Here is a 17,768-nt window from a genome sequence, read left to right as displayed (position 1 = left end):
ATATTATTTAGAATTGATATAAATTGATATTTAAGAGTATTTTAAGGTTTTGAGAATAGTTCATAAGTCGTATTTTTGTGCAAGTTTTAAAAGAAGGTATTAGTTTTTCGTTGATTTGATATAGAAAAAATCATACCAAAAATTAGTAGATAATTATTATACTATATGAAAAAGGTGGGTAACCATAATTCGATCTCAAGAAAATTATTACTTAGCTTATCGCTAACGTTAATTTTCTCCCTAACTTCATTTGCTCAAGAAGCTGCTGCTCCGGCGGCGCCTGAAGCTGCTGCTCCGGCTGCTGCTGCAGGTGGTGATCCAGTAAAAGGGAAAGAACTTTTTAATGCAAATTGCGCTGCATGTCACAAATTAGATGCTAAGTCAACAGGTCCGGCCCTAAGAGGGGTTGCTGCCAAACACGATATGGCATGGATTTACAAGTGGGTGCATAACAGCTCTGAAATGATTAAATCAGGGGATCCTGTTGCAGTTAAATTATTTGAAGAGCACAACAAGTCAGTAATGACTTCTTTTCCTCAATTATCAACAGGTGATATTGACAACATTATTGCTTATACTTCTGAAGTAAAAGCTGAGCCTGCTCCTGGTGCTGCTGGAACTGTTCCTCCTGGAGGAAAAGTTGAAGGTGGCGGAATTTCAAATAACATTATTTTAGGAGCGCTTGCTCTTGTAATGGCTATTTTAGTAGTGATGTTGTTCATGGTGAACAAAGTGTTGACTAAAGTAGCAAGTAATAATGGTATTGTAGTTGCTCCAAAAGAAGCGAGAACTCCAATCTGGAAAGCTTTCGCTAAAAACCAATTCCTGGTTTTAGTTACTTCTATATTCTTGTTGTTGGCAAGTGGTTATTTTGTTTATGCATACTTGATGCAAGTAGGTGTTGATCAAAATTATGAGCCAATTCAGCCAATTCACTATTCTCATAAAATTCACGCTGGTGATAACGAAATCAATTGTAAATATTGTCACTCTGCTGCTCGTGTGAGTAAAACAGCTGGTATTCCATCTTTGAATGTTTGTATGAACTGTCATAAAAATATTTCTGAAGTTGCTGAAACTACTGCTACTCCTGAGTACAGCAAAGCATTTTACGATGCTCAAATCCAGAAATTATATGATGCTGTTGGCTGGGATAAGGCTAAGCAGGAGTATACTGGAAAAACGCAGCCTGTAAAATGGGTTCGTATTCATAATCTTCCTGATTTTGTTTACTTCAACCACTCTCAACACGTTAATGTTGCAGGAGTTGAATGTCAAACTTGTCACGGTCCAGTGCAGGAATTTGAGATCATGAAGCAATATTCTAAATTAACAATGGGATGGTGTATTGATTGCCATAGAAAAACTGATGTTAAGATGGAAGGTAATGCTTACTATGATAAAATTCATGCTGAACTTTCTAAAAAATACGGTGTAGAAAAATTGACTGCAGCGCAAATGGGAGGTTTAGAATGCGGTAAATGCCACTATTAATCGAATTATTAAGATTTTAATATTTATATACAATGTCATCAAACAAAAAATACTGGAAAAGTGTTGAAGAACTAGAGAATAGTTCTATTGTTGAGGCGCTTAGAAATAACGAATTTGTTGAAGAAATTCCTACTGAAGAATTCTTAGGAAATGCAGATGCTTTAGCTCAATCTGGAACTTCACGTCGTGACTTTTTAAAGTACGTAGGATTTAGTACTGCAGCGGTTACGCTTGCTGCCTGCGAAGGTCCTGTTCACAAGTCTATACCATATGTTTTACAACCAGAACAAATCATTCCTGGTGTTGCTGATTATTATGCAACAACTGTTTTTGATGGTTTTGATTTTGCTAACTTATTAGTAAAAACTCGTGAGGGTCGTCCAATTAAAATTGATAACAATACTATTTCTGGATCTAAGTTTTCAGCCAATGCTAGAATTCATGCGTCTATCCTGTCATTATATGACAGTATGCGTTTGAAAGAACCTAAATTGGACGGAAAAAATGGTAGCTGGTCTGCTGTTGATTTGAGAATAAAATCAAGTCTTGCTGAAGCAAAAGCAAAAGGCGGACAAGTGGTATTGTTGACAAATACTTTGGCGAGTCCATCTACTGAAAAATTAATTGGTGAATTTATCGCTAAAAACCCTAATGCAAAACATGTTGTTTATGATGCAGTTTCTTCATCTGACGCATTAGATGCATTCGAAACAGTATATGGTGAAAGAGCTCTTGTTGATTATGATTTCTCAAAAGCTGCTGTAATCGTTTCTGTTGGTGCTGATTTCTTAGGAGATTGGCAAGGTGGTGGATATGATGCAGGATATGCACAAGGTAGAATTCCTTCAGGAACTACGGGATCTAAAAAAATGTCTCGTCACTTTCAGTTCGAATCAAACATGACATTGTCTGGAGCTGCTGCTGATAAGCGTATTCCTATGAGTATCGCAAATCAAAAACAAGCTTTAGTAGAGATTTATAATAATATTACAGGTTCTTCTGTTGCTAATTCTTTAGATTCTAAGTTTAAACCTGAAGTAGCCAAAGCTATTCATGATTTAAAACTTGCAGGTGCTAAAGGAGTTTTAGTTTCAGGACTTGAAGATAAAAATGCTCAATTATTAGTTTTGGCTATCAACCAGGTGTTGGCTAGTGAAGCTTTTAATACAGTTGGTACAAGACAAATTAGAAAAGGATCTAATGCAGTTGTATCTCAATTGATCAAAGACATGAATGCTGGAAGTGTTCATACTTTAATCATGAGCGGAATTAATCCGGTTTACACTTTAGCTGATTCAGCTTCTTTTGTATCTGGATTGAAAAAAGTAAAAACGTCAGTGGCTTTTTCTTTAAAAGAAGATGAAACTGCATCTATAACTACAATTGCTGCTCCGGCACCTCACTATTTAGAGGCTTGGGGAGATGTTGTACTTACAAAAGGAACTTATAGTTTGACTCAGCCAACTATTCGTCCTATCTTTAATACAAAACAATTTCAAGACGTTTTATTATCATTAAACGGAACTCCTGGAAATTTCTATGATTATATCAAAGCTAGTTCAGCTTCAATTATCGTAGGTTCATCTTGGAACAAAGTTTTACATGATGGTGTTTTTGTTATTGGTTCATCTGCGTTATCTGCAGGATCTGTTGATTATGCTACTGCAGCAAGTGCTGTTGCAAAATCAAAATCTGCTGGAGATTTCGAATTAGTATTATATACTAAAACAGGTATGGGTGACGGACAACAAGCAAACAATCCTTGGTTGCAAGAGTTCCCTGATCCAATTACGAGAGTTTCATGGGATAACTATGTTACTGTTTCGAATGCTGATGCTAAAAAATTAGGCCTAACAAATGAAATTGTTGCTAACGGAGGTTTAAACGGAAGTTATGCTACAATTACTACTGCTGATGGTTTAAAATTAGAAAACGTACCGGTAATTGTTCAGCCAGGACAAGCTGTTGGTACAGTTGGTTTAGCATTAGGTTATGGTCGTAAAGCGGCTTTAAAAGATGAAATGCAGGTAGGTTTAAATGCCTATGCTTTATATAAAAATTTCAATAGTGTTCAGTCTGTTTCTATTGTGAAAGCAAATGGAGTTCATGAGTTTGCTTGTGTTCAGGGACAGAAAACATTAATGGGAAGAGGAGATATCATTAAAGAAACTTCTCTAAAAACTTTTAACTCTGAGGATCCGGAACATTGGAACGAACAACCAATGGTATCTTTAGATCACGAAGAAGTAAAAGCTACAACTGTCGATTTATGGGAATCATTTGATCGTTCTACAGGACATCACTTTAACCTTTCGATTGACTTAAACGCTTGTACAGGTTGTGGAGCATGTGTAATTGCATGTCACGCTGAAAACAACGTACCAGTTGTAGGTAAAGCAGAAGTAAGAAGAAGCCGTGATATGCACTGGTTGCGTATTGACAGATATTATTCTTCTGAAAGTACTTTTGAAGGTGATAACGAAAGAAAAGAGAATATCGCTGGTTTGTCTAGTTCATTATCTACATTTAATGAAATGGAAAAACCTGGAGATAATCCACAAGTATCTTTCCAGCCAGTAATGTGTCAACACTGTAACCACGCACCGTGTGAAACAGTTTGTCCGGTTGCTGCAACATCTCACGGTCGTGAAGGTCAAAATCATATGGCATACAACAGATGTGTTGGTACTCGTTACTGTGCAAACAACTGTCCGTATAAAGTACGTCGTTTCAACTGGTTCTTGTACAACAAAAACAGTGAATTCGATTACCACATGAATGATGATTTAGGACGTATGGTATTAAATCCAGATGTAAACGTTCGTTCTCGTGGAGTTATGGAAAAATGTTCTATGTGTATTCAAATGACACAGGCGACTAAGCTAAAAGCTAAAAATGAAGGTCGTCCGGTTGCTGATGGTGAATTCCAGACAGCATGTTCAAATGCTTGTTCTTCTGGAGCAATGATATTTGGTGATGTTAATGATGCTGAAAGTAAAGTGGCTAAATTAGCTGCTGATGATAGATCATACCACTTATTAGAGCATGTTGGAACAAAACCTAATGTGGTTTACCACGTTAAAGTTAGAAATACTTAGAATAAATTATTAATTAAGAAACATATAAAGGATTATGTCGTCTCACTACGAAGCACCCATTAGAAAACCTTTAGTTATAGGTGATAAATCTTATCACGATGTAACTGTAGATGTAGCTGCACCTGTTGAAGGTCCGGCAAACAAACATTGGTGGATTGTATTTTCAATCGCATTAATAGCCTTCCTTTGGGGGTTAGGTTGTATAATTTACACCGTATCTACCGGTATTGGAACATGGGGATTAAATAAAACAGTTGGTTGGGCCTGGGATATCACGAACTTCGTTTGGTGGGTTGGTATTGGTCACGCCGGAACATTAATTTCTGCGGTATTATTACTTTTCCGTCAACGTTGGAGAATGGCGATTAACCGTTCTGCAGAAGCTATGACTATCTTCTCGGTAGTTCAGGCAGGTTTATTTCCAATTATTCACATGGGACGTCCATGGTTAGCATACTGGGTTTTACCTATTCCAAATCAGTTTGGATCATTATGGGTAAACTTTAACTCACCATTGCTTTGGGACGTTTTCGCGATTTCAACGTATCTTTCAGTATCATTAGTTTTTTGGTGGACTGGTTTATTACCTGACTTTGCAATGCTACGTGATAGAGCAATAACACCTTTTAATAAACGAGTATATTCTATCCTAAGTTTTGGATGGAGTGGTAGAGCTAAAGACTGGCAGCGTTTTGAAGAAGTATCATTAGTATTAGCCGGTTTGGCTACTCCTCTTGTACTTTCTGTACACACGATTGTATCGATGGACTTTGCTACTTCTGTAATCCCTGGATGGCATACAACAATCTTCCCTCCGTACTTCGTTGCAGGAGCGGTATTCTCAGGATTCGCAATGGTAAACACCTTGTTGATCGTTATGAGAAAAGTTTCTAACCTTGAAGCATATATTACACTACAACATATCGAGTTAATGAATATTGTAATCATGATTACAGGTTCTATCGTAGGGGTGGCGTATATCACTGAGTTATTCGTAGCTTGGTATTCAGGAGTAGAGTATGAGCAATATGCGTTCTTGAACAGAGCTACCGGACCTTACTGGTGGGCATATTGGTCAATGATGACTTGTAACGTTTTCTCTCCACAATTTATGTGGTTCAAGAAATTAAGAACAAGTATCATGTTTTCATTTATTATTTCGATTGTTGTAAACATCGGAATGTGGTTTGAAAGATTCGTAATTATTGTTACTTCTTTACATAGAGATTACCTTCCATCTTCTTGGACAATGTTCTCACCAACATTTGTTGATATTGGAATTTTCATCGGAACGATTGGTTTCTTCTTCGTATTGTTTTTGTTATACTCTAGAACATTCCCTGTAATTGCTCAGGCAGAGGTTAAAACAATTTTGAAAGGAACAGGAGATAATTACATTAGAGAAAGAGCAAATAAAGATACACATCATGAGTAATAAAGTAATATACGCCATTTATAATGACGATGATATTTTGATGGATGCAGTAAAGAAAACCAGAGCTGCTCATCATCATATTGAAGAGGTTTTTACTCCATTCCCAGTTCACGGATTGGATAAAGCTATGGGTTTAGCACCAACAAGATTAGCAATTTGTGCTTTCTTATACGGATGTGTTGGTATATCTGTTGCAACAACCATGATGAGTTATATCATGATTCATGACTGGCCACAAGATATTGGTGGAAAACCAAGTTTTAGTTTCATTCAGAATATGCCTGCATTTGTGCCAATTATGTTTGAAATGACAGTATTTTTTGCTGCTCACTTAATGGTTATTACTTTTTATATGAGAAGTAGATTATGGCCATTCAAACAAGCTGAGAATCCTGATGTAAGAACAACAGATGACCATTTTTTAATGGAAGTTGCCGTAAATGATAACGAAGCAGAACTAGTTTCTTTTTTTGAAGGTACAGGAGCTGTTGAAGTTAAAGTAATTGAAAAGAATTAATTGTAGCTATGAAAAGGATATATAAAATAACACTTTTAGTTGGTATAACTATTTTAGTTTCATCATGCCACAATACTTCGGCACCAAACTATCAGTATTTCCCTAATATGTATGAGTCTTTGGCATATGAGCCATATTCTGAGGCAAAAATATTCAAGGGTGGAAAAGAAGGACAACTTCCTGCAGAAGGAAGTATCAATAGAGGTTTTGAACCTTATGAATATGAAAATTCAACTGCTGGTTATGAATTGGCTAAAGCTAATTTGAAATCACCTTTGGATTCTATCGAAAGAAATTCTGGAAAAGGAAAAGAACTTTTCGAAATTTACTGTATTAGTTGTCATGGTGCAACTGGAAACGGTAAAGGTAAATTGGTTGAAAGAGAAAAATTTCTTGGAGTACCTAGCTATAAAGACAGAGAAATCACTGAAGGAAGTATCTTTCACGTTGAAACTTATGGTTTAAATGCAATGGGTTCACATGCAAATCAATTAAGTGCCCACGAACGTTGGTTAGTTGCTGACTATGTTCTAAAACTAAAAAGCCAATTATAATTGTTGAACAAACTGATCGTAATAGATATGTATACATTTTCAAGTAAATTAAAAACTTTTTCTATCATCCTAATGGCCCTTGGTATATTAGGAATTGGATATGGTTTTTTAACTGCTCCTAAAGATATTCAAGAAGTTGAAAAAATTCTAGCTGCGGATGAGCATGGTTCTCATGGTGCTGCACATGAAGCAACAGCAGAAACTTCACATCAAGAAGCTGGACATCACGAAGCTGCCGAAGCTTCTCATGATTCGCACAAAGGTGGCGAGCATGCAAAGGTTAATGCTGCTGATGAGCACGAAAAACATTTAACACATGTATTGCACCAATTGCAAAATAAGCCTTGGTCAGCTTTATATGTTGCATGTATTTTCTTCTTACTTCTTTCTATGGGAACTTTAGCATTTTATGCTATTCAACAAGTTGCTCAGGCAGGTTGGTCTCCGGTTTTGTTTAGAGTTATGCAGGGAATAACGGCTTATTTACCAATAGGTTCTATTATTTTCTTTATTATTTTAATTCTTTGCGGATTACATTTTAATCATATATTTGTTTGGTTAGGAGAAGGAGTTACAGATCCTAATAGTCCAAATTATGATAAAATTATTGCTGGGAAAGCAGGTTATTTAAACTTTACTTTCTGGATTATCAGAGCTGCTATCTTTTTAGTAGGATGGAATTTATACCGTTACCAATCTAGAAAAAACTGTTTAGCTCAGGATGAAGCTAATGATGATCTATACTACAAAAAGAATTTCAAGTTAACTGCTGGTTTCTTAGTATTCTTTATCGTTTCTGAGTCTATTATGTCTTGGGACTGGATTATGTCATTTGATCCACACTGGTTCAGTACTTTATTTGGATGGTATGTTTTCGCATCTTTCTTTGTAAGTGGTATTACTGCAATCGCATTAGTTACTGTATATTTAAAATCTAAAGGATATTTAGAATATGTAAATACAAGCCATATTCACGATTTAGCAAAATTCATGTTTGGTATTAGTGTTTTCTGGACTTATTTATGGTTCTCTCAATTCATGTTAATCTGGTATGCTAATATTCCTGAAGAGGTAACATACTTCGTAACAAGAATTCAATTATACAATCTGCCATTCTTTGGTGCTGTAGTTATGAACTTTGTGTTCCCATTATTAATATTAATCAATACAGACTTTAAACGTCTTAGCTGGGTAATTGTAATGGCTGGTGTTGTTATCTTACTAGGTCACTATGTAGATTTCTTTAATATGATTATGCCTGGTACAGTTGGAGATAAATGGTTTATTGGAGTTTCTGAAATTGCATCTATACTTTTCTTCTTAGGTTTGTTTATTTTTGTAGTGTTTACTGCATTAACTAAAGCTCCTTTGTTAGCAAAAAGAAATCCTTTCATTGAAGAAAGTAAACATTTTCATTATTAATATTTAAAGAAGTAAACAGATGACAAGTTTGTTGGTAATTATAGTTTTAGTTTTATTAGCAGTTGCATTATGGCAATTGACCAAGATATTTGATCTTACTCAAGTGGGATCTTCTTCGGACGATTCTCAAGTTGCATCAGATAATGATAATAATATTCAGGGATATGTTATGTTTGGCTTTTTAGCTTTCATATATATATTTACAATTTACGGTTTACTTAAATGGGGTAATTTAGCACTTCATACTCCTGCTTCTGAGCATGGACTTTTGGTAGATAACTTAATGAATATTACATGGGTTTTAATTTTTGTAGTACAGTTTATTACACAAGGTTTATTGTACTGGTTTTCTTTTAAAAACAGAGGACACAAAGATAAAAAAGCATTATTCTTTGCTGATAGTAATAAATTAGAAGCAATTTGGAGTATTATTCCATCTGTAGTTTTGGCTTGTTTAATTCTTTACGGATTGTATGCATGGAATAACATTATGTTCGTTGATAAGGACGAGGATGTAATTGAAATTGAATTATACGCACAACAGTTCAAATGGACTGCAAGATATGCTGGTAATGATAATGTTTTAGGAAAAGCTAACGTTCGTTTGATCGAAGGTATCAATACTTTAGGTGTAGATATGTCTGATAAAAACTCGGCTGATGATATTGTAGTTTCTGAATTACATATTCCAAAAGGTAAAAAAGTACATTTCAAAATGCGTTCTCAAGACGTATTACACTCAGCTTATATGCCTCACTTTAGAGCGCAAATGAACTGTGTTCCCGGAATGGTTACTGAGTTTGCTTTTATTCCAACTTATACAACTGCTGAATACAGAGAGTTGCCTTTTATGGTGGAAAAAGTTGCAAATATCAACAAACTTAGAGCTGAAAAAAGCGTTGAGTTAGTTGCTAAAGGAGGTACAGCTTTAGATCCTTATACATTTGATTATTTATTATTATGTAATAAAATTTGTGGAGCTTCTCACTACAACATGCAAATGAAAGTTGTTGTTGATACTCCGGAAGATTATAAAAAATGGTTAAGCGAAAAAACTACTTTAGCTCAGGATATTAAAGCGGCAGCAGCTGCTAAAGCACCGGCTGAAGGAGCAAAAGCTACTACAGATAGTACAGCTAAAGATACTGTTAAAGCGGTAATTGATACTGTTAAAGCAGCTATAGCTAAAGTTGCTATGAAATAATATTTATTAAGAAAATTTAAAGTACACATATATGTCAGCAGAAGCGCACGGTCACGATCACGGACACGATCACGAGCACGAACATCATCATAAAGAAACGTTCATTACTAAATACATTTTTAGTATTGATCATAAAATGATTGCTAAGCAATACTTAATTACCGGTATTATCATGGGTATTATTGGTATTGCAATGTCCTTGCTTTTTAGAATGCAATTAGCATGGCCAGAGGAGTCTTTTAAAATCTTTAATGTTTTATTAGGAGATAAATTTGCACCTGATGGTGTAATGGCAAATGATATTTATTTGGCTTTAGTAACAATTCACGGTACCATCATGGTATTCTTTGTACTAACGGCTGGTTTAAGTGGTACTTTTAGTAACTTACTTATTCCACTTCAAATTGGAGCAAGAGATATGGCTTCTGGATTCATGAACATGATTTCATACTGGTTGTTCTTCTTGTCTGCTGTAATTATGTTATCTTCTTTATTTGTTGAAGCTGGACCAGCTTCTGCAGGTTGGACAATTTATCCTCCATTAAGTGCTTTACCACAAGCGATTCCAGGTTCTGGAACAGGTATGACTTTATGGTTAGTTTCTATGGCTATTTTTATTGCATCTTCTTTAATGGGATCTTTAAATTACATCGTAACTGTTATCAACTTAAGAACTAAAGGAATGTCTATGACTAGACTTCCACTTACAATCTGGACATTTTTCGTAACAGCGATTATTGGTGTTATCTCTTTCCCGGTATTGTTATCTGCAGCTTTATTATTGATTTTTGATAGAAGTTTTGGTACATCATTCTTCTTATCTGATATTTATATCGCAGGAGAGGTTTTACATTACCAAGGAGGTTCTCCAGTATTGTTTGAGCACTTATTCTGGTTCTTAGGACACCCTGAGGTTTATATCGTAATCTTGCCAGCAATGGGTCTTGTTTCTGAAATTATGGCTACGAACTCTCGTAAACCAATCTTTGGATACAGAGCGATGATTATGTCAGTTCTTGCAATTGCATTTTTATCTACAATTGTTTGGGGTCACCACATGTTTATTTCGGGTATGAATCCTTTCTTAGGATCTGTATTTACCTTTACTACTTTATTGATTGCAATTCCATCTGCTGTAAAAGCGTTTAACTGGATTACAACTTTATGGAAAGGTAACTTACAATTCAACCCTGCAATGTTATTCTCTATCGGAATGGTTTCTACTTTCATCACTGGAGGTTTAACTGGAATCATCTTAGGAGATAGTACTTTAGATATTAACGTTCACGATACTTACTTTGTAATTGCTCACTTTCACTTAGTAATGGGTATCTCTGCACTTTACGGAATGTTTGCTGGTATTTACCACTGGTTCCCTAAAATGTACGGAAGAATGTTAAACAAAAACTTAGGTTATATTCACTTTTGGGTAACAGCAGTTTGTGCTTACGGAGTTTTCTTTCCAATGCACTTTATCGGATTAGCTGGTTTACCAAGACGTTATTATACAAATACAAACTTCCCATTATTTGATGATTTACAAAATGTGAATGTTTTAATTACAACATTTGCTCTTGTAGGAGGTGCGTTCCAATTAGTATTCTTGTACAACTTCTTTAGTAGTATTTTCTACGGTAAGAAAGCAGTTCAGAATCCATGGAAATCAACAACATTAGAGTGGACTACTCCGGTAGAACATATTCACGGTAACTGGCCAGGTGAAATTCCTCATGTATACCGTTGGCCATATGACTACAGTAACCCAAATCACGACGTAGATTTTGTTCCTCAAAATGTACCAATGAAAGAAGGTGAAGAAGTTTTACACCACTAAAAATATTTAAGAAAGACCATCTGAAAAGATGGTCTTTCTTTTTGTATAATATCTAAGTGATTAAGAAATTCCAATATTTTAAAATTCCAAATTCCAAAAAATGTTAATATTATTGGAATTTGGAATTTTTTAGTTAGAGCTTAAGGTATTGGAATTTCCTTTTTTTATTTACGATTTTATCTATTTTACAAACTGATTACTTTGTCTATCTTTGTAAAATGAATGAGAACCTAGATCCCACAACAAATGGGTACAATCCAGAAGAATTAGATCTTGAAAAAAGATTACGTCCGCTGTCATTTGATGATTTTGCCGGACAAGATCAAGTTTTAGAGAATTTAAAAGTTTTTGTTGCCGCGGCCAATCAACGTGGTGAGGCACTTGATCATACACTTTTTCATGGACCTCCCGGATTAGGTAAAACTACTTTGGCCAATATTTTAGCGAATGAACTTGAAGTAGGAATCAAAATTACTTCAGGTCCTGTTTTAGATAAGCCTGGTGATTTAGCTGGTCTTTTGACTAATCTTGATGAAAGAGATGTTCTGTTCATTGATGAAATTCACCGTTTAAGTCCAATTGTCGAAGAGTATTTATATTCGGCAATGGAAGATTTTAAGATTGATATTATGATCGAGTCTGGTCCAAATGCCAGAACAGTTCAAATCAATTTGAATCCTTTTACTTTAATTGGTGCAACAACGCGTTCAGGATTATTGACTGCTCCAATGCGTGCCCGTTTCGGGATTTCATCACGATTACAATATTACACCACAGAACTTTTGACTAGTATTGTCGAAAGAAGTTCTTCTATACTTAGAATGCCAATCTCTTTAGATGCTGCTATAGAAATAGCAGGTAGAAGTCGTGGTACACCTCGTATTGCAAATGCATTGTTACGTAGGGTACGTGATTTTGCACAGATAAAAGGAAACGGAACTATCGATCTTGAAATTGCACGTTATGCTTTGAAAGCACTTAATGTAGATGCTCATGGATTGGATGAAATGGATAATAAAATCTTATCGACCATCATCAATAAATTTAAAGGCGGACCTGTTGGACTTTCAACTTTGGCAACAGCCGTATCTGAAAGCAGTGAAACTATCGAAGAGGTTTATGAGCCGTTCTTGATTCAGGAAGGATTTATCATGCGTACGCCGCGTGGTCGCGAAGTAACGGATAAAGCTTATAAGCATTTAGGGAAATTAAACACTAACATTCAGGGCGGATTGTTTTAATTGTCATCAAAATGTCTGAAAATAGAAAATATAATTACCCGAACAGGCTTTCGATATTGAGATTCTTTCTGGATGCAGAAGGAGTGCGTAAAAACCCGATTCCGTTTCATAAAAGATATTTTGATCAATTGGGCGATTCTTTTTCTCTTAAAATTGGTGTTTCAAAACATATCATTTTGTCAAGAGATAATGAAGTTGCGCAGTATATTTTACAAAAGAATCAAAAGAATTATCATAAATCTAAATTTCAATCAGTATACCTTTCAAAATATTTAGGGAAAGGACTTTTAACTGTTGATGGAGATTTTTGGCTGAAACAAAGAAGATTAATTCAACCTGCGTTTCATAAGCAAAAGATGAATCAGTTAATCGAAAACATGAATCAGACTATTGCTTCAGAATTAAAAGATCTAATCGAAGAAAAGCCAATAGATCTTTTTCCTGTAATGAGTCAGTTAGCCTTTAATGTGGTGGCGAAATCATTATTTCAACTTTCGATTTCAAACGAAAAATTAAACAGAATAAAATTTATTATTGAAGAAGTCCAGAATTTTTTGATCAAAGAAATTAGACTTCCGCATAAAGCATGGTGGTTTTCATTAAGCGGCCAGGTAAAAAAACACCTGGAACTGGCTGAAGAAAATAATAGTATTATTCAGGAAATTATTGAAGAAAGAATGACTTCGAAAGAAGAAATTAATGACTTGCTCAATATGCTTCTGGAAACCCGCTATGAAGATACGGGAGAGGGGATGTCTGTGAGTCAGTTGGTAGATGAAATTAAAGTTTTATTTATTGCAGGGCATGAAACTACGGCAAATGCTTTGACTTTTACGCTTTATCTTTTATCGAAAAATCCTAACATGCAACAAAAGGTTTTTGATGAGATTATCGAAATAGAATCTCAAACAAATAATCTTGTTGAGCAGTTACAGAAAATGACATATACGAATGCCGTTTTAAACGAATCAATGCGTTTGTATCCGCCTGCCTGGATCACCGATAGACAAAATGTTGCCGATGATACACTTGCCGGTTATCATATAAAAAAAGAAACTTTAATTGGTGTTTCCTTCTACGAATTGCATCGAAATCCAAAATACTGGACAAATCCGGATGAGTTTAATCCGGAACGATTTCTTGGAGAGGAGAAAAAACTTTCCATGCAATATTTTTATCCCTTTGGTGCCGGACCCAGAATGTGCATCGGATCGGGATTTGCTATTTATGAAATGTGTTTGACTATTGCGCAAATTGTTAAAAAATACGAGATTAAATCCAATACAGATGTAGTTCAGTTCAATCCTTTAATTACATTAAAACCAGTTGGAGTAGAAGTTTCATTCTTGAAAAGATGAGCATTAATGCAAAAGAGACATATTCGAAATTTATAAAATCAGAAGCAAAACGCCTTGGTTTTCTTTCTTGCGGAATTTCTAAAGCTGGATTTCTGGAAGAAGAAGCTCCGCGTCTTGAAAAATGGCTCAATAATAATCATCATGGTCAGATGGCCTATATGGAGAATTATTTTGATAAGCGTTTAGATCCAACTTTGCTAGTAGATGATGCCAAAAGTGTGGTATCGCTTTTGCTAAATTATTATCCCGAAGAAACCCAAAGTGAAGACAGTTTTAAAATCTCAAAATATGCTTACGGTCAGGATTATCATTTTGTAATCAAAGAGAAACTCAAAGAATTTTTACATGCTATTCAGGAAAATATAGGTGATGTTTCCGGTCGTGCTTTTGTGGATTCGGCACCTGTTTTAGATCGTGCCTGGGCAGCTAAAAGCGGCTTAGGATGGATAGGTAAAAGTGGCAACCTGCTGACTCAAAAAGTAGGTTCTTTTTATTTTATTGCTGAACTTATTCTTGATCTGGATTTAGAATATGATCATGCTACTACAGATCACTGCGGTTCTTGTACTGCCTGTATTGATGCTTGTCCTACACAAGCAATTGTTGCTCCTCATGTTGTTGATGGTAGTAAATGTATTTCTTATTACACGATCGAACTCAAAGAAAATATTCCTTACGAAATGAAAGGAAAATTTGATGAATGGATGTTTGGTTGTGATACTTGCCAGGATGTTTGTCCCTGGAATCGGTTCTCGAAACCTCATTCGGAACCCTTATTTAATCCAAATCCGGAACTACTTTCTTTTTCTAAAAAAGACTGGATTGAGATCACGGAAGAAACTTTCCGTGCCGTTTTTAAAAACTCCCCAATCAAAAGAACAAAATTTGATGGCTTAAAAAGAAATGTAAGATTTTTAGAGTGATTTTAGGAAAGGAAAATGCATTTTTCTTTCTTTTAAACACAATATTTAATTTTTCTTTTTTTAAGTATTTGTAAGATTTTTACATTTTTATCTTGAATTTCTTTAAAAACCGACAATACGTCAAAAAATTAAGAAATTTCTCCTGTTTTATTATCGAATAGTTAAGCTTTGTGTATTATAAGGTTAATTTTTGTCGAGAAAAAGTGCAATTCAACGTTTATCTAAGTAGTTTGTCGACTAAAGTAGTTAGTAATTAGGTGTTTGCATACTTTCGCGCCTCCAAAACTACTAATTTAACCTAAAGGCACTTTTTGTGTCTTGAACGACATACATTTATGGTGCAAAAACTACTTTATTTTTGTGACAATCTTAAAATTACTTTTTTAAGATCTGCAAAATCCATTTCCCTTATTTTATCGTATCTGCTTCCAATACTGAAAACCAAATTAGGTTCTTCGGTTTTCAATATTTCTATTCTTAAATTCACAGTTGTCTATGCGTAACTTTACTCTTAGTCAGTCTAAATTATTTAGACTAATCTCTTTAGTTTTATTTTTGTTATTTATTAATTATAATGCATCGGCTCAGTTCTTTAAAAAGCATTATATAGCGCCAGCACCATGGCAGTATTTAAGTAGAGCAAATGAAATTGTAATCGCAACTAATTCTACTGTTGCTGTAAAATTTACTATAACGACAAGTAAGGGTGATTTAGTCCCTTTAACAAAAAATGGCGTTACAGTAGATAATACTCAATTATCAACTATAAAAGGGGCTCCTGCTGTTTATAGATTTGTAGGAGATCCTAATACTGATGCTTTAGGATATAACCTTCTTGGTAAAGTTTATGATAATAGAGGACTTATAGTGACAACTGTTGATACTGGTACTGGTAAAGATTTAGTTTCAGTAAATTTAAGAAATGTCGCATCTGACGCCATAGGTGGTGGTGGAGATGATAAAATTAAAGGAAATGCCTCATTAACTAGTTTTGGAGATGCAGGGATTGGAGTAGAATTTAGGGTTGGATATTATCGTAATGTTACATCTGCTACAGCTACTGATCGACCTATTTACAGTGTTATGGCGATTAATGATGGTACACAAGTAAAATTAAAAGGAGCTCTCTTAACAACGTTAAAAGCTGGAGAAAGTTATTTATTTAATGCAGATATAGGTGACTTAGTTGAGTCATCGGGCGGACCTGTTGTAATGAATACAGGTATGAGAATAGATGTGCCTGGAGGATGCGGAGATGGAACTTTTGATCAATTGCCCCCAGTATCTGTTTTGGGTACGGAATATTTCATTGAAAGAGGAAAAGGTAATGATACTACAGAGCAGACTACTGTTGTAGCAACCAAACCTGGTACAGTACTAACAATAAATACTTTTGATGCGACTACAGGTGCAGAAATATCAGGGTCGCCAATAACGATAAACTTACCTAATGCAGGTAGTTTTCATACTTTTAAAAATGGTGTTTCCGGAAATCAATTTACATCATCAAGAATTTTAGCTAATAATAATGTGGCAGTTTATTCTGGTACTGGGCAGACTTGTGAAGTTGATATATCGACAATTGCCCCGGTATCGGCTTGTGGTGGGTCTGTTTTTGTTGAAACATCTTCTTTTTTAGGGTATACTAGTAATTCATTAGATTATTTTGGTTATGTGCTTTTAAAAAGTTCAACAGATGTAGTTACTCTTAATTCCGCTACTCCTATTAATCTAGGTCCTCGTCGAAAGTTAGGAACGACTGATTGGTATATAATAGATTTCAATAGAGATCAAATAGGTAATCCTAATGTTATTTCTATTTCTAGTAATTCAAAGCTTACAGTCTCTATAGCGCAACAAGGTAGTGGTTATTCGATGGCGGCATTTTTTTCTAATTTTGCACAACAACCAACACCTCCAAAGGAAACTTATATTAATGGAACTAATTGCTTAAAACAATCAGCAACATTAACGACGGACGCTGGATTTAGTCCATACGAATGGCGTTATAATGGTACGGTCATGCCAGGGCAAACATCTAATACTATAACGGTTACTAAAACAGGTTCTTATACGGTAATTTCAACTTTGTCTTGTGGGATTAGCTCGCAATCGACACCTATCGCTGTAACACTTTGTAGTGATGTTGCAGTCGAAAACAAAGTGGATGTACCTAGCCAGTGTGTAGGTTCAAACGTTGTTTTTACCGTAACGGCTAAAAATTCAGGACCATCAAATGCTGAAGGTGTTTCTGTAACTGACAAATTACCTTCTGGATATGATTATGTTTCTTCAGTGGCGCCAACAGGAACTTCTTATAATAGTGGTACCGGTATATGGACTATTTCTAGTTTAGATAATGGTGCAAGTGCTGTACTTACAATTACAGCTAAAGTTAAAGCTTCTGGATCTTATTCTACTACTGCAACAATCACATCATCTAATGTTGATGACCCGACGGGTAATAATTCAGCCAGCGCAACAGTTTCAGCAAATGCATTGCCAGCAACGCCAACTGTTGTGGTAACAGCCGAAAGCTGTAGTGCAGCGGCAAGTAATATTTTAAGTGTTTACGATTCAAACCTGACTTATACTTCAACCCCAACAGGATTGTTGGTAGGAGCAGGCGGAGTAATCACGGGAGGAATTACAGGAACTTCTTATGCGATTACCGCTACCAATAACACG

Annotated in this window: 11 protein-coding genes and 1 pseudogene; all 12 read left to right on the top strand. The window is 35.2% G+C overall.

Translation table 11 applies throughout. From position 1 onward, the window contains the following. Positions 1–165: 165 nt before the first annotated feature. Positions 166–1,494, top strand: a complete 1,329-nt coding sequence (locus tag ACIDC4_RS24270; RefSeq protein ID WP_412045597.1) for a cytochrome c3 family protein — start codon at positions 166–168, stop codon at positions 1,492–1,494. Between the two features lie 32 nt (positions 1,495–1,526). After that, the gene (locus tag ACIDC4_RS24265) at positions 1,527–4,592 is read left to right on the top strand and encodes a TAT-variant-translocated molybdopterin oxidoreductase (protein WP_412045598.1); all 3,066 of its coding nucleotides are present in this window, start codon (positions 1,527–1,529) and stop codon (positions 4,590–4,592) included. A 34-nt stretch (positions 4,593–4,626) separates the two neighbouring features. Continuing rightward, complete coding sequence (gene nrfD, locus ACIDC4_RS24260) at positions 4,627–6,027, top strand: NrfD/PsrC family molybdoenzyme membrane anchor subunit (RefSeq protein ID WP_055096849.1); 1,401 nt, start codon at positions 4,627–4,629, stop codon at positions 6,025–6,027. After that, a complete protein-coding gene (locus tag ACIDC4_RS24255) occupies positions 6,020–6,544 on the top strand; it encodes a DUF3341 domain-containing protein (RefSeq protein ID WP_056245298.1) in 525 nt (174 codons plus the stop codon). Before nrfD ends, ACIDC4_RS24255 begins: the two co-directional genes overlap by 8 nt. 8 nt (positions 6,545–6,552) lie before the next feature. Next, positions 6,553–7,098, top strand: a complete 546-nt coding sequence (locus ACIDC4_RS24250; RefSeq protein ID WP_065448004.1) for a c-type cytochrome — start codon at positions 6,553–6,555, stop codon at positions 7,096–7,098. A gap of 27 nt (positions 7,099–7,125) precedes the next feature. Further along, entirely contained in the window at positions 7,126–8,520 is a 1,395-nt protein-coding gene (locus ACIDC4_RS24245) for a quinol:cytochrome C oxidoreductase (protein WP_412045599.1), read from the top strand. Positions 8,521–8,539: 19 nt separating this feature from the next. Then, positions 8,540–9,724, top strand: coding sequence for a cytochrome c oxidase subunit II (locus ACIDC4_RS24240; protein ID WP_412045600.1), 1,185 nt, complete (start codon positions 8,540–8,542; stop codon positions 9,722–9,724). Between the two features lie 31 nt (positions 9,725–9,755). Beyond that, entirely contained in the window at positions 9,756–11,558 is a 1,803-nt protein-coding gene (locus tag ACIDC4_RS24235) for a cytochrome c oxidase subunit I (RefSeq protein ID WP_065448000.1), read from the top strand. A 218-nt stretch (positions 11,559–11,776) separates the two neighbouring features. After that, positions 11,777–12,799 (top strand): Holliday junction branch migration DNA helicase RuvB, encoded by a 1,023-nt coding sequence (ruvB, locus tag ACIDC4_RS24230; RefSeq protein ID WP_412045601.1) that lies wholly within the window; start codon positions 11,777–11,779, stop codon positions 12,797–12,799. 11 nt (positions 12,800–12,810) lie between these two features. After that, the gene (locus tag ACIDC4_RS24225) at positions 12,811–14,157 is read left to right on the top strand and encodes a cytochrome P450 (protein ID WP_412045602.1); all 1,347 of its coding nucleotides are present in this window, start codon (positions 12,811–12,813) and stop codon (positions 14,155–14,157) included. Next, entirely contained in the window at positions 14,154–15,080 is a 927-nt protein-coding gene (gene queG, locus ACIDC4_RS24220) for a tRNA epoxyqueuosine(34) reductase QueG (protein ID WP_412045603.1), read from the top strand. Before ACIDC4_RS24225 ends, queG begins: the two co-directional genes overlap by 4 nt. Before the next feature lie 495 nt (positions 15,081–15,575). Then, positions 15,576–17,768, top strand: a pseudogene (locus ACIDC4_RS24215) (hypothetical protein); the annotation flags it as partial.

Source organism: Flavobacterium sp. C3NV (assembly GCF_046825355.2).
Taxonomy (GTDB): Bacteria; Bacteroidota; Bacteroidia; order Flavobacteriales; family Flavobacteriaceae; genus Flavobacterium.
This window is presented reverse-complemented; position numbering and strand designations above follow the sequence as displayed.